10 protein-coding genes are annotated in these 20,754 nt (G+C 65.8%); 4 read left to right on the forward strand and 6 right to left on the reverse strand.

The annotated features are described in order from the left end of the window. Positions 1-248 precede the first annotated feature (248 nt). Genes WG924_RS09645 through WG924_RS09655 form a run of 3 tightly spaced genes read left to right on the forward strand, consistent with a single transcriptional unit; the run spans position 249 to position 1,173 of the window. Positions 249-503: a type II toxin-antitoxin system Phd/YefM family antitoxin gene (locus WG924_RS09645; protein WP_345932817.1), complete on the forward strand. Its 255-nt coding sequence runs from the start codon at positions 249-251 to the stop codon at positions 501-503. After that, complete coding sequence (locus WG924_RS09650; RefSeq protein WP_345932818.1) at positions 500-958, forward strand: type II toxin-antitoxin system VapC family toxin; 459 nt, start codon at positions 500-502, stop codon at positions 956-958. The genes WG924_RS09645 and WG924_RS09650 overlap by 4 nt, the downstream gene beginning before the upstream one ends. Beyond that, on the forward strand, positions 955-1,173 hold the full coding sequence (locus WG924_RS09655) for an antitoxin of toxin-antitoxin stability system (RefSeq protein ID WP_345932819.1): 219 nt from the start codon (positions 955-957) through the stop codon (positions 1,171-1,173). The genes WG924_RS09650 and WG924_RS09655 overlap by 4 nt, the downstream gene beginning before the upstream one ends. 18 nt (positions 1,174-1,191) lie before the next feature. On the opposite strand, the gene WG924_RS09660 is transcribed toward WG924_RS09655, so the two are convergent. The 6 genes from WG924_RS09660 to WG924_RS09685 all read right to left on the reverse strand — a co-directional run bounded on the left by WG924_RS09660 (position 1,192) and on the right by WG924_RS09685 (position 17,081). Continuing rightward, entirely contained in the window at positions 1,192-4,836 is a 3,645-nt protein-coding gene (locus WG924_RS09660; RefSeq protein ID WP_345932820.1) for a hypothetical protein, read from the reverse strand. A gap of 12 nt (positions 4,837-4,848) precedes the next feature. Then, the gene (locus tag WG924_RS09665; RefSeq protein ID WP_345932821.1) at positions 4,849-9,549 is read right to left on the reverse strand and encodes a hypothetical protein; all 4,701 of its coding nucleotides are present in this window, start codon (positions 9,547-9,549) and stop codon (positions 4,849-4,851) included. Between the two features lie 279 nt (positions 9,550-9,828). Beyond that, positions 9,829-10,545, reverse strand: coding sequence for a TetR/AcrR family transcriptional regulator (locus WG924_RS09670; RefSeq protein WP_345932822.1), 717 nt, complete (start codon positions 10,543-10,545; stop codon positions 9,829-9,831). Positions 10,546-10,682: 137 nt separating this feature from the next. After that, positions 10,683-11,900 (reverse strand): ABC transporter substrate-binding protein, encoded by a 1,218-nt coding sequence (locus WG924_RS09675; RefSeq protein WP_345932823.1) that lies wholly within the window; start codon positions 11,898-11,900, stop codon positions 10,683-10,685. A 111-nt stretch (positions 11,901-12,011) separates the two neighbouring features. Further along, positions 12,012-15,410 carry an acetyl-CoA carboxylase family protein gene (locus WG924_RS09680; protein WP_345932824.1) on the reverse strand — a complete coding sequence of 1,133 codons (3,399 nt, stop codon included), beginning with the start codon at positions 15,408-15,410 and terminating at the stop codon, positions 12,012-12,014. 3 nt (positions 15,411-15,413) lie between these two features. Continuing rightward, a complete protein-coding gene (locus tag WG924_RS09685; protein ID WP_345932825.1) occupies positions 15,414-17,081 on the reverse strand; it encodes an AMP-binding protein in 1,668 nt (555 codons plus the stop codon). 275 nt (positions 17,082-17,356) lie between these two features. Between WG924_RS09685 and WG924_RS09690 the strand changes: the two genes are divergently transcribed. After that, complete coding sequence (locus tag WG924_RS09690) at positions 17,357-20,662, forward strand: DUF4114 domain-containing protein (protein WP_345932826.1); 3,306 nt, start codon at positions 17,357-17,359, stop codon at positions 20,660-20,662. Positions 20,663-20,754 lie beyond the last annotated feature (92 nt).

Genomic DNA, 20,754 nt, shown 5'->3' on the forward strand with positions numbered 1-20,754 from the left:
TTGGACAAAGTTTGGCGACTTCATCCTAACCCACTTCCGAGGGCGGCATGGCCACACCCGATCCCGGCATGCCGGGATCGGGTGTGGCGACAACTGTCAGGTAAATACCGTCACATCACAGGTGGGGGATGGTGGGACCGCACTGTGGTGTCCACGGAACGGCCATTCTGCGGCCGGCGACAGAGTTGCATTTCTCGTCTTGAGTAGTAACATACCTATATAATAATCGTCGTTTTATAGAGGCACGCATGACCATCACGACCCTGTCCAGTAGAGAGCTGAATCAGGACGTCACCCGTGCCAAGAAGGCGGCCAGGAATGGCCCTGTCTTCATCACGGATCGCGGTCGGGTGGCGCATGTTCTGTTGACCATCGAGGCGTACCAGAAGCTTACCGGGCAACGCCGCAACATCGCAGATGCACTCGCAATGCCGGGGGTTGCCGACATCGATTTTGATCCACCGCGCGTGACGATCGGCGCGACGCCGGCCGATCTCTCATGATGTATGTCGTCGATACCAACGTGGTGTCCGAACTGCGAAAGGTCCGGCCTGGCAAAGCCGATCCGAATGTCGCAGCGTGGTCCGAAACCGTTGATGCGGCTGACCTGTTTGTATCGGCCATCACCATCATGGAGCTTGAACTCGGCGTCCTTCTGCTTGAACGGAAAGACGCGGGGCAAGGGACCGTCATGCGGTCGTGGTTGGAGCGGTATGTCTTGCCCGAATTCTCAACCCGGACACTGCCTGTCGATACAGCCGTGGCGCAGCGATGTGCCCGGCTGCACGTCCCAGACAGGCGTGGCGAACGTGACGCATTGATCGCGGCAACGGCCCTTGTGCATGGCATGGCGGTCGTCACCCGCAACGTCGCAGACTTTCAGCCGACGGGTGCCACCATCATCGATCCCTGGCAGCCGGGGCCAGATCTATGTCAAACAAAGCGGTTTTCACGATGACGCTGGAACCGGAGCTGCGTGACATGTTCATGGCCGAAGCGGCCGCCGATGATCGGCCGGCGGCACGGAATTACGACGAATTTGTGCGCCGCAAGGTGGCGGTCGCGCGCAGGCAGCGCGATGCCGGCCTGCACGTCTCCAATGATGAGGTGGAAGCCGATGCGGCCGCGCGCCGTGCGGATCTGCTCCGTCGCATTGGCGAGGCCGGCGTGTGACAACCGGCGGCATACGCCCTACACGTCCGGCGGGCAGCAATCGCCGTCGATGGCGATGAGCGGGGAGCTGCGCAGGATGCGGACCTCGCCCAGATCGCCGGCCAGCGGGTCGGTGAAGGCGCCGTTCGGTTCGGGCAGCAGTTCCACCGCCAGCGCCGTCAGCGGGGTTGCGGGGTCGAAGCCGATCTCGTCGAGCCGGGCGGTGATATCGGCGGTGGACCAGACGGCGCGGCCGACCGGCGGCCGGATGCTCCGCCGGCCATGGGATGGGCGGTCGATCACCGGCTGGGCGCGCCGCATGTCGATCTGGATATTGCGCCAACTCGCGCCATCGGCCTGCATCACCCGGCCATAGAGCACGAACCAGATATCGGTGTTGGGCTGCGCCATCCGGATCAGGCGTCCGCCAAGAACCGGGGTGGCATAGCCGGCCTGAAGTGCCAGATGGCCACGGGTGCGGCGGGCGGCACAGCCCATATCCGGCGCCGGATGCTGCACGCCGTCGAGCACGAGACCCGGACCGAAGCGGGCCTGCGCCGTGGACCAGAACGGGGCATCGACCGTGCCTTCGGGGTGGCCGAGGCGCAGTTCATAGGTGAAGAACCCGAACAGTTCGGCCGATTGCCGCGACAGATGCGCCGGCAGCGGCAGGGCATAATGGCGGTCGGAATCGGTGGCCTTGATCAGCGGCTGCATGGCGCCAAGGCCGGCATGATCATCGCCCTGGCCCGGACGGATCACCCGCACGGTTTCAGGGTCGAGATCCAGATCGCCATGCGGCGCCGGGTCGGCCGCCGGCTCGTGGCCCGGCATCAGCATCGGATCGGGGGTCGAGGACAGCATCCGGGCATAATAGATGTCGCGCGGATCCTTGCGCGGATCGGCATCGAATTCCAGCCACAGCAGCCGCTGACGGCGGCCGGTGCCCTCATAATCGCCGAGAATGGCATAGTCCGAGAAGGCATGTCCGGCCGAGACCACCCGTGGCACCGCCTCGGGCGCGGTCGCCACCGGCAGATGGCCGTCGAGGGTGATCACCTCGGTGGTGGCGTCGGAGAAGCGCGCGGTCAGGGTATAGGTGACCAGCACCTCGTGGGGGAAGCCCTGGGCATCGAGCGGCGGTTCCAGCGCATCGACGAACACGATGTCGATGCCGTCGCGCTGGGGGTTTGCGCGGAAGGCCTGCTGATTGACCGCGTGATCCATCGAGATGCGGCCAACGGCACTGGTGGCGATCTGGCCGGTGCCGCGCAGTTCCACCCGACGGTGGATCTGGATTGCCGGTGCCGACAGCCCGATCCAGCTCCAGTCGCGGTCGAGGGTCAGGCGGATCACGTTCAGCCACACCCGTTCCAGTTCGATGGCGCTGGTCAGGGTCAGGGCGCCGTAATCGGGCGCCAGATGATGCTTTAACCCGGCGCAGCCGAACACCGTCCGCCGGCCCGGCGCGCCATAGAGCGTGCCGTCATCGGCGACCAGCCGGACGGCAGCGGCAAGCCGTTCGGCCATCAGCGGCGAGGCGGCGGCCTGGGCGGCGGAGACCGCGGTTGCCGCCGCGCGTGGGCCATCGGGTTGCAGGAACACCGATGCCAGCCGCTCCTGCGGGGTCGTCGGCCGCAGCAACGGTGCCTGAACCGCCGCGGGCACGGTGACGCTGCCCGCCCACATTTCGCTGACCGCGCCATGGCGCGCCGCATCGCTGCCGAAATAGGTGGGATCGTTGCGGCCCAGCGCGCGGATCTCGATCCGCACCTGCCGGTCGGTGGGCAGGCGCAGCGGCCCGGTTTCGGTGCCGGGCGGCGTGCCGGCGGCGGGCCAGGCCAGATCGGTCAGCCGGGCGCAATCCACCCAGTCGAGGGTGATGTCGAGCGGGTCGGGTGCCGCCAGATCGACCAGCGGCGGGAAGGCGCGGTGGGTGCGGTACAGCTCGGTGAAACCGGTATGGCCGCCGGCCGGATCGAAGCGCGGCGCCGCCACCAGCACCCGGATTTCCAGATGATCGGCATCCGGATCGGGCATCGCCGGCATCACCCGGTTCGCGGGTGCCGCAAGCTGATTGGCCCGGGCGATGTCGCGGAGATGGATGTAGGCACCGGGCGCGCCGGTGAACACCGCCTGCGGATACAGGATCACCGGCCGGGTGATCCGGAACTGCCGGGGCGTATGGGCGCCGGCGCCGTCGACATCGCGCAGGGTGACCGGGCCGGGGGCGATATGGCGCCGGAAATGCCAGCCCGCGACCGGCGCCGGCGCCGGATTGATGCCGGCATCCTGCACGGCCGGCCCACCACCAGTGGTATCGGCCAGCCGCACGCGGAATTCGTAATGGCGGCCATAGCGCAGCGGCACCGCATCGGCGCCGATGCCGGCATAGGGCAGGGGAGCCGTGCGGGCGGGGCCACGCAGCATGATCTCGTCGTCATCGGGAGCGGTGAGCGATCCGCCCGCCCAGCGGGTGAAGAAGGCCGGCAGCCAGAACTGGCCGCCCACCGTCATCGGATGCACCTCGACCTGCTGTTCGGCGGCGAAGCCCGGCACCATCGCGGCACCGACGCTGAAGCCGGGCGAGGTGATGGCGGTGAGCGAGGTCCAGGCAGCATCTCCGGCGGCGCGGACATCGATCCGATAGCCGAGCACGGCGCTTGGCGCATCGGGCGGCAGGCTGCCATCCATCTCGGTGCCGACGGCGCGGTTGGTGGCGACCAGCGTGTCTTCGTCGTCCCAGGCGAGCTGGATGCCGGGGTCGAGTTTCAGCGGCGGGCCGCCGGCCTCGTTCTCGGCGGCGCTGTCGGCATGCACCGGCTGGCGGGCATGAACGATCTTGGCGAAACCGTCGTCGAAGGCGGCCGCTTCCGGAAACACCCGGTCCAGCGCGCCGAAGCCGGCCGCCGCCGCCGCGTCCACCGCCACCGGAAACAGGGTGGCGGTGAACACGGGCCGGGCGATGCCGCGGGAGAGCGCCGGCACGCGGGTTGCAAACAGCTTCAGGTATTCAGCATCGGCCGCGGCCACGGCGCCGAAATCATGGGCGGCATCCAGGCTGAAGAACAGCCAGCCGCCGGGGAAGCTGTCGGGCAGGTCGATGGTCAGGCTGTGGATCAGCCCGGCGGCGCGCGCCACGACGGGCTGGCGCATGATCACGGCGAAGGCCTCGCCCCAACTGATCTCGTCGGAGGGCGGCTGAAGCGGCCGGGTCGCCGGTGGCGGGCAGTTCAGCAGGCAGTGATAGGTATCGTCGATCGAGGCGAGCGCGGTTTTCGGCGCGACGAAGCCATGGGACCGGCGATAGCTGAGCGGCAGATATTTGCGCACCCGGTAGTCGGTCGACCGGACATGGGCGACCGCCGGCTGAGTGATGCTGAATTCGGCGCGCAGCCAGTCGAAGATCGCGGCCTGGGTGGGCGGCGGCGCGAGCTGAGCGGTCTGGGTGGTGGCAGGCGTGCTGGCCAGGGTCGCCACATGGGCGGCATCATCCGACAGCCGTGCCACCACCATGGGTGCGGCACCCTGGAAGGCGGGTGCGACGGGCGCGCCGCCTGCCAGCGACGACAGCGGCAGCGCCGGATCGCCGACCGGGATCAGCAGCAGGTTGACGGTCAGCCGCGCCGTGGCGGCATCATAGGACTGAAGGAACGGCAGGATCGTCAGACGGGGTGTCGGCATCGACGTCGCTCCTCAGATCTCGTTCTCGTGGGAAATACCGACGCTGACCTTGATGCTGAAGAACAGGACTTTGGCATAGATGCCAACCTCTCCTTCGTATTTCGCATAGTCCGCATCGGCCTTCTTGACGATCATCAGCGAGAATTCGCCATAGACACCCACGGTGATGACCTTCAGATCGACCTTGGCGTCGAAGAACACGAAGCCGCCGAAGCCCCAATCGCCTTCATAGACGATGATCGGCCCGATGCCGACCGAGACCTCGGCCTTGAACGGGCCGATCCGGCCACCCAGGCCGAAGCCGATATAGGCCTTCAGCTCGAAGCTGGCCTTCGAGAAGGTGCCGGTGATCGCGGTGCCGCCGCCGGGGCCGCCGGGCGGGCCGCTGGTCAGCGAGGGCATGTAGGTCTTGCCGCCCAGGCCGAATTCGGCGCCATAGACCACCATCCATGGCGTGAGCGGGATCGATCCGTCCAGCCCCAGGCTGATGCCGCCGCCGACGAAACTGACCTCGGCCTCGGTGGCCGGGCTGCCGGGCGGCAGCAGGTCTGGCGGGATGTCGACCTCGTCGGTGCCGGCCTCGAACACCGCGCCGACCTTCAGATGCAGGGGGCCGAGTTCGACCTCTTTCTCGGCCACCGTCTTCAGCTTGGCCTTGTATTTCACATTGGTGGCGGCAAGGTCGATCGGCGCCACATCGGGCCTGCCGGTGAAGCCGGGCAGGAAGGTGAGGATGGCATCCAGCACCGGATGCATCAGCGAGGCGATATCGACCAGGCGCGGGGTCTGATGGCTGCCGCCGATGATGCTGGCACGCATGCCGGTGACGTCGGTCAGCCCCAGCATGTCGGTCCACAGCTTCAGCCGCGGCATGTCGAGCGACCATGCGGCCTCGTCGATGGTCAGGGTGATGGCGCTTTCGCCGTAATCGATCCGGGTGCTGGCATCGGCGTCGTCGGACAGCATGATCTGCAACGCCCCCGGCACCATCGCCACCGGCGGCATCAGCCGGAACAACCCGTTCGCCGGGTTGACCCGCAGCCGATAGCTGCCGGCGCCGCCGAGCGTGATGGTGGCGTCGGGCGGCGGGAAGATGCCCGAGGCGCCACTGCGCGCGAACACGTCGGCCAGCAGGGCCGGCAGACCCGCCGTGATGTCGTGGCCGCCGATGCCGATCTGCGGGCGGCGGAAGGCGAAGGAATGCGTGGGCGTGGTCTGGATGAAGGCATAGTCGACCAGGGGTGCCGCGCCGGCGAAAAGGTCGCGCGGATCCTGGAAGCGGATCACCGCCGCCGGTGCCGGCACATGCACCCGGTCGTTCTGCGGAACACCGGCCTCGCCGGCGCGCAGGATGGCGACACCATCGGCCACCGGTGCCGCATCGGGTGGCGTGGCCAGATCGCCGGGGCCGGGGAAGGCCGCCACCGACCATGCGCCGTTGCCGCTGCCGAAATGCGGCGTGCCACGAAGTGCGCCCACCACCACCGGGCTGCCGGCGTCACGCGACGGTGCCGCTTCGATGCGCCGGATGCGGCAGCGGAAGCCGGTGGTGTCGAGCGGCAGGCTGACATCCACCGGGCCGCCGGGGGCGCCATAGGTGGCCAGCAACTGATCCAGATCGTCGGGGCTGATCGGGGCGCCGACGGGTTCCAGATGCAGATAGCCCAGCATGCCGCGCGCCGGCGTGCGGGTGTCGGCGGCATTGGTGCCGATCAGGGCCGTGCAATCGAAATACATCGGCTGCACCCGGCCGCCGCCGGGCAGGCCGATCGATGGCCGGTCGGCCGGGCGGATGCGGCCGACGTCGTACAGGCCCCGGATCAGGCCGGGATGGATGTCATAGGGTGTGGCGATGGCGGCGCCGCCGCCGGCAGGCTGGCGGCGGAAATCGAACAACCCGGCCGATGCCGCCTGCCAGCCGCTGTCGCGCCGCAGCACGCCGCCGCCGCCCTGGCGTTCGATGGTGACGGTGCGGGTGGCGCGGATGCCCCAGGGATAGATCACGCTGACGAATTTCACCACCTCCAGCGCGGTGCGCCCCACCATCACCTGGAACTGCACCTTCGCCGCTTCGGCAAAGGCCGCGAACGGATTGCCCCAGTCGCTGAAGCTGCTGCTGCCATAGCCCGACAGGTCCAGCCGGGTGACCGGCACGCGGGGCTTGTGGAGGGTGAATTCATTGTTGAACATCGCCTCCACCGCCGCATCGGGCCCGAGCGTCGCGCCCAGCACCGAAATGTTGAGCGGCGCGCCGCTGGCCAGATCGACGCCATTGGCGGTCTGGGTGGCGATGCCCTGGAAGCCGGCGCTTTCGCGCGGCGCCGTGGCGGTGGGCGTGCCGGCGCGCAGGGTGAGCTGCAATCCGCCGGTCAGCGGCTGGCCATGATCGAAACGCGGGCGGGTGAAGCGGGCGGTATCGGCCGCCGATGCGCCGTCGGCGGCGGGCTTCAACGCCAGCCGCGCCCGGATGCCGAAGGGCAGGGTGGTCAGGATGTCCAGCGGGTCGCCGGCCTCGAAGCCGGCCACCAGATCGTCGAGCGCCAGATCGGGGATCGCCACCCGCAATACCGCCTGGCGACCGGCGATCACCGCCCGCCCGCCATCGCTGGCCGAGGCGAGGGGGGTTGGGAAATAGCCCAGCGTCATCAGATCCTGATCGGCATCCAGCGTGCGGACCGGTTCCCACTGGATCTGCGGCAGCGCGAACACCCTGAGCCGGGTTTTCACCCGCAGACCGTCGAGCATGAAGCCGTTCTGGCCCAGCGGATCGGCGTGGGTCAGAACCGGACGGGCTGCCTCGAACTCCACGCCGATCTGGTGGCGGGCGGTCGACACGTCGAGCAGCGCCACGCCGGCGCGGCGCGATATATCGCCGGTGTTGCTTACCCAGGCGTTCTCGGCCTTGCTGCGGTTGTCGGGCGTTCCCGCGCCATGGGCACGCTTGCGCGCCGCCGCCCAGGCCGCCGCCTCGTCGCGGCCGCGCAGGCCGGTGCCGGCCGCGGTCTGGCCGGGCAGGGGCGGTTGCTGGTCGCGCGACGGCTTTGGATAAGGCCGGCTGCCGCCCTGGCTGGCGGGGTTGCAGGCAAGCGTCGGCAGGTCGAGGGTGGCCGAGAAGCCGACCGTGGCGGCGGCGTCCATGGCCCAGTGGCAACTGGCCTTCATCGGTGTCGCTGCCGCACCGGCAGCAGTACCGGCAGCAGCGCCGGGCATGCGCCCGGATTGGTGGAAGCAGCTTGAGACATACGGGTCGGGCAGGGTCGGCAGCCAGTTGGCGACACCGAAGATCAGGTCGAGCGTGCCTTCGGCGATATCGCCCTGGGCATCGATCACCCCGGCCAGACGCTGAAGCAGCGGCGGCGTGACATGCAGCAGGGCATTTTCGACCACCAGGCGCAGATCGCCCGCCGCAGCACCAGCGGCGGCGGTGCCGGTGAGATCGATGCGGGTCTCGTCGCCGCTGCGGGTGACCATCGCCACAACCTGGGTGGGCGCCATGGCCACCGGCCGGCCGCGATGGTCGACCGGCCGCGACAGCACCCCGCCGACCACGCCGAGGGTGGCGGCGATATGGCGGGCGTGGCCGACACAGCCGATCACCACCATCGGCGCCGCCGGCAGATCGACCACCAGCGGCTGACGGCCCGGTCCGGTGCCGGGCATCAGCGGCCACAGGCCCAGCCGCATCGCCGATCCGGCGTCGGCCCGGGCGTCGCGATCGGTCAGCAGGAAACGGCCGGCGCCGATGGTCAGGCGGGGATCGGTGATCGCCACCCCGCCATCCAGTCCCGACCAGCGAACCCGTGCCGCCCCCCTCAAGGCCATCAGCCAATGTCCGGCGCCGCTGGCCTCGGGCAGCGATTGCGGCGCGGTGCCGGTCGCCACCGGCAGCAGCCAGCCGGCGCGGGCGACGGTGAAGCGGCCATCGATCTCGGCCACCCGCCAGTCGATGGCCTTGGCATCGACCACAGCCGGGGTGACCGTGGTGGTGAACCACAAGCCCCGGTCATCCGGCGACCAGACAACCCGATCGGCCGGGTCGAACGCGAAATGCGTGCCGGCGAGATCGGCGCCGCCGCCATCCAGCGCCACCGTGACCGTGCCGCCGTCGATGGTGATCACCAGCTTGGCGGGTGGGGCGATGACGGCATCCTGGCAAGGATCGGCCGGCATCGGCGGAGCGTCGAGATCGAGCGTGATCTGGCCCACGGGTGGTGCTGCAATGGTGGTGCCGACGGGGCCGGCGGCCTTGAACCGGGCGTTGCCGCCGGTGATCCTGAGCCCGGCATAGCCGTCGGCCGGCGCCTTGGCGGAGAACAGCCCCGCCGCCAGCCAGATGCTGCCGGCACCGAATTTGAAGGTGACCTGACCGCGCAACTGGCGCGCCGAGCCGGCCGATACCAGCAGAAGTGGCCGGGCCTGGCCCTTGGGCGTGACCGGTGTCAGGGTCGCCGGGTCGAACACGTCGAACAGAAACCGGCCGCCGGCGGGGTCGCGGAATGGCCCGATGATCCGGCTGGGCTTGAAGGCCAGACTGTCGGCTGCGGGACCGAGCCCCACCACCGCCAGATCGAGAAAGGCGTCGCTGGCACGGATGGGCAAATCATCGGCCGCGGCACGGCGCAGCGCCTCGATATCGGTGGCGGCGGTACGCTTATCCGGTGTCAATCCCAGAATAGCAAGGGACAGGCCGGCCTTGAAGTCAGCCGTGGGCATGGGGTTCCTCCCGAAGCGGCGTGACAATCAGAGATTATGTGAAGAGCATTTCAACAAGGGAAAATGTGACATACGTCACGCGCAAGAGTAGCGTAGCCCACGCCTGCCCGGAAGCGGATTCATCACGGTTTCAGACGAAAAAATGGCCTGAAATATGCACTTAGCCGATATGGGGCGGAGATATGATCATCAGGCGCCACATATTAATGGCGCAATTCACCGTTCAATCATAAATCCTGGTCAATCGAGGCGATTTACAGGTGTGCAAAAGCTCTCTGATCAGTCGCGCGCCGGCGCGGCCGGCATCAGCCCGTTGAACAGGATATCGATGAAACTGTCGGCATAAGAGGCGCTGCCCTCAGGATCGGTCAGCGGCGTGCCGTACATCTTCTCGACCGCGCCGGAAAAGGTGAAGATCAGCGAGGCGCCGAAGACGATGATGCAGGTGACGTCACGAACCGGCATCTCGCGGATGGCACCGGCGGCCATGGCGTCGCGGATCGCGGCTTCGAACTTGTCGAAGGCGGTTTTCATATAGCTGTCGACCAGCCACTGCATGCGGTCGCCCGGAACCGAGCCTTCATGCACCGTCATCCGCGCGAAATCGGGATTGTGGGCGTTGGCGGCGATCAACCCCCTGGTCAGCAGCTTCAGCCGGGTCAACGGGTCGCTGCCGCCCGGACCGGTCGTGCCGGGTTTTTCGGCAAGCGTGTCGTAGAAGGCGATGCGTTCCACCATCAGCCGGTCGATGGCGGCTTCCCAGATCTTCTGCTTCGATCCGAAATGATAATGCACGATCGATTGCGTCACCCCGGCCTCGGCCGCGATGGCGCCGGTGGTGACCGGTTCATAGCCCAGCCGCGCGAACAGCCGGGTCGCCGCATCGAGCAGCGCATTGCGGGTGGCATCGGGCGCCGAGGCATCGGCCGGCGGCCGGCCCTGGCGGCGCCGACGGGGGGCCGCCTTCTGGGGAGTGTCGCTATTGCTTCGGGCCATTCACCTGTCCGGTCGCGGGTTCATGCCTGTCGGGGCGCGACAATAGCGGGCGCCGGCGCCGTGGCCAAGATGTCGTTGCGGCACCACCCGGGCGGTTACGGCAACATCCTGGCGGTCACGGCACCGGTTCAGGATTGTCAGGACTTCAGCAGCGGGCAATCGCTTTCGGCCGCCGGGCGATAGGCCTCGGCGCCGGGGATGGTGGTCTTCTGTTCCAGATAGTCGTGATCATGGGTCGAGGCATCGGCGGCCTTGACCTCGAAGTAATACATGTCGCGCATCAGCCGGCCATCGGCGCGGATGCGGGCACCACTGGTCATGAAGTCCTCGACCGGCATCGCCTTCATGGTCTCGACCACGGTTTTGGTGTCGGCGGTGCCGGCCTGCTTCACCGCCTTCAGATAATGCAGCACCGAACTGTAGACGGTGGCTTGAACGTCGGTCGGCAGCTTGCCGTGGCGGGCCTTGAAGCGTTCGGCGAAGGCGCGGGTGCCGTCGGTCTGGTCCCAGTAGAAATCGGCGACCACCGGCATGCCGTGGGTGGCGTCCAGCCCCAGCGCCTGGATGTCGTTGACGGTGAAGAACAGCGGCGCGATCCGCTGGCCGGCGGCGGCGATGCCGAATTCATCGGCCTGCTTGATCATGGTGCGGACATCCGATCCGCCGGCGACCAGGGCGATCACATCGGCGCCCGAGCCTTGCGCCTGCAACAGGAACGAACTGAAATCATTGGTGCCGAGCGGGAAGCGCACCGCACCCTTGACCGAGCCGCCGAGCTTTTCGATCACGCTGATCGTATCGGCTTCCAGCCCGTGACCGGATGCGTAGTCGACGGTGAGGAAGAACCAGGAACTGCCGGGGTTGGCCTTGAAGATGCCCTCGACATTGCCCTTGGCCAGCGCATAGCCGTCATAGCCCCAGATCATGCCATTGGTGGTGCATTTGTCGCCGGTGAGGCTTTTGTTGTTGGCGCCGGAAAACACCGCGATCTTGTCGCGCTTCATCACGATGTCCTGAAGCGCCAGCGAGATGCCCGAGTTCGACACGTCGAACAGCGCGGTGACCCCATCGGAATCGAACCATTGCAGGGCGGTGGCCACGCCGATATCGGCCTTGTTCTGATGATCGGCGGAAACCACCCGCACCGGCTGGCCCAGCAGGCTGCCGCCGATATCCTCGACCGCCAGTTCGGCCGCGACCACCGATCCGGGGCCGCCGAAATCGGAATAGACCGACGACATGTCGGTCAGCACGCCGACCTTGACCGGGGCGTCGGCGGCCGCAAAGGCGGCGATCGACCAAAGCCCGGCCGCTCCCGCCGCGATGCCCGCGGCAAGTCTGCCTGTAATGCGCATGTCTGTATCCTCCCGATCCCGGCGCTTGCGGCCGGGTTGGTGGTGGGGGTGTTGTTGGTGGCGGTGGGGGGCCGGCGCATTGGCGCGCCTGGCCCCCCTTGTGTCGGCAGGTCAGCGCGTGGGCACGAAGGCCCGGCGCTTGGCCCCGCCGGCGGGGGCCGGCGGGCAGGGGAAGATGTCGAGCCCGCGGCGGATCCAGTCGCGCGACAGGGCGGGGTCGATGACGCCGTCGATCTCCAGGAACGCCGCCATGTTCGCGGCCTTGCCGCGCTGATAGAGCGCCGCCACCAGTTCCTGATACCGCGCCTCACGCGCGGCCGGGTCGGCGATGGCTTCCAGATCGCGGCGATAGCCAAGCCGCACGGCGCCTTCCAGCCCCATGCCGCCGAACTCGCCGGTGGGCCAGCTTACGGTGAAGGCCGGGCTGTGCATGTTGCCGCCGGCCATCGCCTGCGCGCCCAGGCCATAGCCTTTGCGCAGCACGATGGTGAACATCGGCACGGTCATGTTGGCGGCCCCCACGAACATCCGCGACACCCGGCGGACCAGTGCGGTCTTTTCGGCCTCCGGCCCGACCATGAAGCCCGGCGTGTCGCACAGCGTCAGGATCGGAAGACCATGGGCCTCGCACAATTCCATGAAGCGCGCGGCCTTTTCGGCCGCCTCGCCGTCGATGGCGCCGCCCAGATGGCGCGGGTTGTTGGCGAGCAGGCCCATTGGCCGGCCCTCGATCCGGATCAGCGCCGACAGGATGCCGATGCCGTAATCGGGCCGCAATTCCAGCACCGATCCGGCATCGGCCATCAGGTCGATCACCTGACGGATGTCATAGGCGCGCAGCCGGTTCTCAGGGATGGTGTTGCGCAGCGCCCGCTGATCGGCGCAATCCCAATCGGCGATCGGTCCCTGGAAATAGGACAGATACTGTTTTGTCGCGGCGACGGCGGCTTCCTCGTCGTCGACCAGAATGTCGATCACGCCGTTCGGGGCCTGGACGTCGACCGGGCCGACCTCTTCCGGCTTATAGACGCCAAGCCCGCCGCCCTCGATCATGGCCGGGCCACCCATGCCCAAATTGGTGTTGCGGGTGGCGATGATTACGTCGCAGACCCCGGCGATGGCGGCATTGCCGGCAAAGCAGCGGCCCGAGACCACGGCGACGGTCGGCGCCTTGCCGCTCATCTGCGCCAGCAGCTTGAAGGTCGGCACGTCCAGGCCCGCGACGCCGATATGATCGGTATCGCCCGGCCGGCCGCCGCCACCCTCGGCGAACACCACCACCGGCAGCTTCCAGTCATTGGCCAGATGGAACATGCGGTCCATCTTCTTGTGGTTCATGAAGCCCTGGGTGCCGGCCAGCACGGTGTAGTCGTAAGACATCAGCATGCAGCGGCCGCGATCGGGGCCGAAGGCGGCGCCGTTCACCTGGCCCACGCCGGCGACCAGCCCGTCGGCCGGGCTCATCTTCTTCAGCGTCTCGAAATCATGGCGGCTGCGCTGAGCGGCCAGGGCCAGCGCGCCATATTCCATGAAGCTGCCGGGATCGGCCAGATCCTCGATATTCTCGCGCGCGGTGCGCTGGCCGGTCTTGCGCCGCCGGGCGACCGCATCGGGCCGGCGGGCATCGGTCAGCTCGTCATACAGCTCAAGGATCGACGCCAGATCGGGGCGGATATGGTCGGGATCGATCGTGGCCACCGCTTCCACCGCCTCGGCATCGACCGCGCCGGGTTCCACGAACAGGATCGGCTGATCGCCATAGACCGTGTCGTCGACCGCGGCCACCACCGCGCGCACGATGCCGGTCCGGCCGGCGGCGATGGTGTGCTCCATCTTCATCGCCTCGATGATCGCGACGATGGTGCCGGGGCGCACGACATCGCCGGCGGCAACCTCGATCGAGACCACGCGCCCGGTCATCGGGGCGGCGACCGGCTCGGTGCCCTCGGGCGCCACCGGGCCGGCGGCGGCCTTCGCGGCGCCACCATTGCCGGCTTCGGGATAGAGCTTCGGATGGCTGCCGGCGGTTGCGACCAGTGCCGCCGCATGGGCGGTGATGAAGCCGGTGTCATAGCGCCCGGCGCGCACCGCCTCGTCGCGGATCAGGCTTTGCAGGAAGCCGATATTGGTGGCAACACCGGCGATCTGGAATTCAGACAGCGCCCGATAGGCGCGGTCGAGCGCCACGTCCAGCCGGTTGCCCGGCACGTGCACGATCAGCTTGGCCAGCAGTGAGTCGTAATGCGGCGAGGTGGCATAGCCGGTATAGCCGAAGGTTTCGACCCGGATGCCGCGCCCGCTCGGCACCTCGAAGGCGGAGATGATGCCGCCGGTCGGCACCGCGACCGCATCGGCGCCGATGGTTTCCATGTTGATGCGCACCTGCACGGCGATGCCGTCGGGCTGGGGCAGGCTGTCCGCGCGCAGGCCCAGATCGGCCAGGCTGCGGCCGGCGGCCAGGGCGATCTGGGCCTGGACCAGATCGACGCCGGTCACCTCCTCGGTGACGGTGTGCTCCACCTGAAGCCGGGGGTTGGCCTCCATGAACACGAAGCGCTGTTCACCGGGGCGCTGGCCATGTGGGTCGCGGCCGTCGAGCAGGAATTCCATGGTGCACAGGGTGTGGATGCCGGCCGCACGGGCCAGGGCCACGGCGGTATCGGTGATCCGCGCGCGCAAGGCCGGGTCGAGGCCGGGGAAGGGCGCGATCTCGACCAGTTTCTGATGCCGGCGCTGAAGGCTGCATTCGCGTTCATGCAGATGGATCACCTGCCCGCCGACATCGCCCAGGATCTGGACCTCGATATGGCGGGCGGGGGAAATCAGCTCCTCGACATAAAGCGCATCGGACCCGAAGGCGCCCAGCGCCTCGGCGCCGGCGCGGGCATAGGCATCAGGCAGCTCGGCCACATCGCGCACCATGCGCATGCCGCGACCGCCACCACCGGCCACCGCCTTGATCATGATCGCGCCGCCGTCGCCCAGGCCTTCCAGAAAGCCCAGGGCCTCTTGAAGCGAGGTCGCATGCTCGGTGCCACGGGCCAGCGGCGCGCCGGTCTCGCGCGCCAGCCGGCGCGCGGCGCCCTTGTCGCCGAACAGGTCGAGCGCTTCAGGGCGCGGGCCGATGAAGGTCAGGCCGGCTTCGGCGCAGGCGCGGGCGAAACCGGCGTTCTCGGCCAGAAAGCCATAGCCGGGATGGATGGCGTCGCAATCATTGTCGAGCGCCGCCTGGATGACGGCGGCGCCGTTCAGATAGGCGGCGGCGCCGGTGCCGGGCAGGTCGACCGAGGCATCGGCGCGGCGCGTGTGCAGGGCGCGGGCATCATCCTTGGGGGCCACGGCGACGGTTGCAATGCCCAGATCGGCGGCGGCGCGCGCGATGCGGATGGCGATCTCGCCGCGATTGGCGATCAGGATGCGCCTGAACAGGGGCGCTGTCGGCGCGGGAGAGCCGGTCGAGGGGGAGGCGGCTGAGGGGGCGGTGGGCGAGGGGGAGGCGGTGGCGGTCATCTGTCAGGTATGCCCGATCTTTTCGCGTTTCACCACGATGCCGGCGGCATCGCGATCCCAGGTATCCGCCGTGACGCCGTCTTTGCGGATCAGGTACTTCTCGACCTTGTTGGTCGGCGTCTTCGGCAGGTTCGCCAGCATACGGACATAGCGCGGGATCATGAAGTGGGCCATGCGCGGGCGCAGATGCTCGATCAACTCCTGGGGTGAGAGGGTGGCGCCATCGGCCAGCGACACCGCGACCAGGATCTCGTCCTCGCTCTCTGCCGCCGGCACCGCGACCACGGCGGCCTCGCGCACCGCCGGATGGGCGCAGATCTCGGCCTCGACCTCGAAGGACGACACGTTCTCGCCCCGCCGGCGGATGGAATCCTTGAACCGGTCGACGAAGAAATAATTGCCGTCGCCATCCACCCGGAAGGCATCGCCGGTGTGGAACCAGCCATTGCGCCAGACGGCGGCGGTGGCATCGGGATTGCTCTGATAGCCATGGGTCAACTGCCAGGGCAGATCGGTGCGGATGACCAGTTCGCCGGTCTCGCCCGGTGCGACCGCGCGGTCATGGGCATCGACCAGTTGCACGGTGACGCCGTCGCGCGGGCGGCCGCAACTGGCAATCACGGTCGGGTTGTCCTCGGCGACCAGCGGGCACGACACCTCGCTCATGTTGAACAGGGTGTGCAGGGTGACGCCGAAACGCCGGCGGAAGGCGATGCCATCCTCGGTCAACGGGATGGCGATGACATGGGCGAGGGGGCTGCCCTGCGCGTCGCCGCGATGGCTGTCCTTCAGCAGAAACGCCGCCATCACCCCCAGCAGGATGACCGCGGTGGTGCCGGTGGCATCCACCACCTGCCAGAAGCGCCTGGTATCGAAACCGTCGACCAGCACCACGGCGCCGCCACGCGCCAGCATGGCATAGACCGGCGCGGTGCCGCCGACATGGAACAGCGGCAGGTTGATCATGAACCGGTCATCCGGTCCCAGATAGGGCACGCGGCGCGGATCGGCGATCAGCGACGTGCCCATGGCATGCAGATGGGCATAGCTCGACAGCACCCCCTTCGACGGGCCGGTGGTGCCGGAGGTGTAGATGACGCTCTGGGTGTCCCAGGGCTCCACCGACACAGACAGGGGCGTGGGATCGGCGGCACTGTCCAGCGCGGGGCCGCCGCGCCAGGCGATACCGTCCAGCGCCGGCATCGCGACGATGGCGGCGACATCATCGGCGGCATCGGCCACGATCACGCTGTCGATCCGGCTGCGGTCGATGATCGCCAGCCGCTGGGCCAACTGCCCGATGGTGATCATCAGCCGGGCGCTCGAAACCCGGATCACATGCTCAAGAATCCCGCCCCGATAGGCGGTGTTGATCGGCACATAGACGGCGCCGGCGTAATTGATCGCGAACCACGCGGTCAGGCACAGCCCGCCATTGGGCAGCCAGACCACGACGGGATCGCCCGGCCCGACCCCCAGCGCCTGCAGCGCGGCCGCCATCCGCCGCACGCGGCCGCGCATCTCGCCATAGCTCCACTGCGCGCCGTCGGGAAACACCGCGAATGGCCGCTCCGGGCAGCCGGCGGCCCATCGGTCCAGCAGATCGGGCAGCACACAATCGGCGCGGGCAGCCAGCGCGGCCTGCCCCGGTATGGGCGAAACGTCAGACATGCTTCCTCCAGTTCGGCAGCTCGACCGGCGCCGTTGCACGCTATGGTGCCTTTATCAATAGAGCTATTCAATAGGAGAATTGACACTGTGATCTTGTCGGCCGGCCCTTCCCTTCATGCCGTAGCGCGTATCGTCGGCAGGCCATGGGAAGGCATGGCAAAAAGATGTCATGCATATAGATGACACACCGATTATTTTATCGGACGAAAATAGTCACATTGGAGGGACTTCGAGTAATCTGGTTATGAAAAAACACCAGACGGGACGGGGGGAAGATGGCTGGCCAAACCACGAATGACGGCGTGCTTCTCGGCTATCAGATCGGTTGCGCGATCATCCACTGGAATTCATATAATCTGACGCAATTTCCGACATTTCTTCCAGGCGTTGTGCCTGCGATCGGTGCGGATTGGCGTCAATATGCCAGATTTCCCAGTGAGGACTCCGATTTTACCGCGGACTTCATGTATGACTTAGGGAAATCTTTAGGGCAAATACAGTCCGCATTGGATATACAAGGCGGTCCAGCAGCAAGTTACGCCAGATTTATCAACATAATTAATAACTCTGCGGCAGTAATGGTTGCGCTTGATTTCTCGTTGACCTTTGCAAGTGAGGTTGAGCGGTGTGTCATTCAGCATGCCTATCCGGACTGGCTGCCCGACATCAATGAAAGCGACAAGATTGCCTATCGGGCGAGCCCGGCGTTGATTATGGAATACATCGATCAGGCCAGGGATATGTCCGCGGGTGACACCGCCAGTGATGATGGCGACGCGACGGACGATGCTCAATCGGGCGGCACCAGCGGTGAGCGCAATGACTGGCGCATCAACAAGGGGATCGCCGGTACCCATGAGAACGACACCATTGAGGTCGGTGATGGACAGGTCACCATCATCAATGCGCTTGCCGGCGACGACACGATCATCGGTGGTGGAAAAAGTGACCGGATATTCGGGGGTGCTGGAGATGACATCATCTCCGGCGGTGCCGGCCCCGATATCATCTCAGGCGGGATTGGCACCGACACTTATGTGATCGCGCCGTTCGGTGGCAGTGACGTCTATCAGGACCAGGGGCAGGCGAATGAGTATGATCGTATCGTCATCACGGGCTTCTCGCCCGACGATATCAGGTTCGTCTTTTCGCCGATCGAAGCTGACAACCTTCTCGTCCGCAATCTGAGTGATGGCAGCCTCAATATCTTTGTCGGCGCACTTGAGGATGGCGGTGCCGACCAGATTGAGGCCATCACTTTTGATGACGGAACTGTCCTGACCCGACAGGACATCGTTGCGGCACTTGGTGATGAGGCGCGCAAGGCGCTTGGCGACGCCGACAGTCCTGCTGAAGCGCCGGTCAGCCTGCCGACGGTTTCAAGTGATGTGGATGTGAGCGGCGGGGGGAACGGGACGGCTGACGTCATCATTCCGATCTGCACCGACATGCATGACGGCATGAGTGACTATGAGCGCGAGATGATCAATCCGGAGGGGGCTGTCACTCAGGCCGATGCGACAGGCCGCCTGAGCCTTGCGCCCCAATTGGGCGATGATGACGACAATCAGTTGAACGGCACGAGCGGTCACGACGTTATCCTGGGTGGTGATGGAGACGACATATTACAGGGTCTGCTGGGCGATGATCGGCTTGATGGTGGCGCAGGAGACGACGTTCTTCAGGGCGATACGGCGGGTGCGGGCCCCCAGCTTGCCGACGGGGAACCCTATCGTGTCGGCTATCATGGCGGCTCGTCGACGCTTTCTGCCACGGCGGTCGAAGTCTATATTCGCGAGGGAGAGACAGCGCGTCTGGACATTGCGATTACACTGGATGACGCCCTCGATAACCTGATCGGGCGTCAAAATCTTCAGGGCGATGGCGAGAAGACAGCGACCGTCCGGTTCGTTGATGAAACGGCCGGGTTCAGAAATACATTCGGCTCTTACATCGTCATGCCGGATGGCCAGATCAGCGACGTCAAGATCCTGTTCGATGATGCTTCTCTGAATCCGCTGACCAGTGGTGATGTGGTCGACGCCGGACTGATTGCCGAGGGCGCAGAACTCGGATTCTTTCTCATCGCCGACGGATTTTCCACCTATGGTGCCCTTGATGGCTCCTTGTCGTTTGTCAATCCGATTACGGGGTGCGTTGCAACTGTATTTGATGATGTGCCACCAGTATTGATTGAGGATGGGGTTGTTCGTAACCGTGCCGATATCATTCATATGGCGCGGGATTCCCTCAACATTGATGGATTGAATCGAACCCGTTATTTTATTGACGAGACGGCAGGCAGTATTTCTTTCGGAATTGAGGATGATATTGATTTCGATCTTACGGATATCGTTTTTGAGGTCGATACTCATTCTGAGATCGATAGATCATTTGATCTCGTGGCATCAATTATTGGTGATGAACTGGATTATGCATCTCTTCCTATTAGTTCTTATCACGATGTAGAGGCCGCGACATATGTTTTTCAGGTAGACATAGATGCAAGCAACAATATCGGATATGAGACATTTGTTCTGGATGTGAATGGTGTCGGACGAACGGAATTTTCTGTCGCAATACTTAGCGACGATGCTGATATATTGTCGGGAGGAGATGGAAATGACCGGCTTATTGGATTTCGGGGCGAGGACATCTTTGATGGCGGGGCTGGTGATGATCAGATTCGTCCAGGGACAGGTGTCGATACCATAACGCTGGGCTTCGGAAAGGATATCATCGAGGCGACTCTGGCCTCCATCACCGGCGACACGATCACGGACTTTTCAAGCGGCGATTCTCTGGTCCTGACCGGCCATACTGTCTCGCGCGAGCTGATGGAATTCAATGCTGACGACAGCCGGTTTGCTGTGGAGAATGGCACGGAGGCGTCATGGATGATGGCGGGCGATTTTACGTCTGGCGACTTCATGGCGGTGGCCGGTGAGGCACAGACGACGATCACGTTTGAACGGTTTCTACCGATGCTGACGGATCGTCAGGCTGTGGATACGACTTCTGTTAATGGTGTCATTAATCCCGATTTTCTGACAGGCGATGGCAAGACTGACTTTACCGTCAGCTTGCTTGATATCGGTGTCGCAGACTATGACAACGCCCTCGGCGTCTACGAAGTCAATACGGTCGGCGATCTGGTTGATGCCCGACTTCTGGCCGCGAATACAAAAACGGCGATGGACGAATCGTTCCTGATAACGGATGTCGACAGAGGTCACCAACTGGGTTTTTTCATTCTGCAGAACGGTGCTGGATTCGCCGAAGGATTGGCGGATGATGCCGTTCTGCGTCTTGTCGATGCGACAGGACGATCTGCCAATATCGATGGGGTGCGGGATATCATGCTCTCGGCCAATGGTGCGACAGTTGATCATGCGGTTTTTCAGACCACGGCAGATGCGCTGAACAATGATGGCGTTCGGCACGTTCTGTCGGGGGTCGAGGCAGGTGGCAAGGCAATTCTGATTGGATTTGAGGATCTGACTGGCGGAGGCGACCGCGATTATGAAGACGTCGTCATGCGTGTGGAGGCCCTTGGAAGTGCCGCCGCATTCCTTGCCTGATCATCTGCGGAAGAGTGCTGTGGCGCCTGTCTTTCCAGGGGTGGTTGTCAACCGGTCGCAGTGCCGTCCGGATTTCCGGGACAGGCTGCCGG

Origin of the sequence: Tistrella arctica (genome assembly GCF_039630945.1) — a bacterium.
Taxonomy (GTDB): Bacteria; Pseudomonadota; Alphaproteobacteria; order Tistrellales; family Tistrellaceae; genus Tistrella; species Tistrella bauzanensis.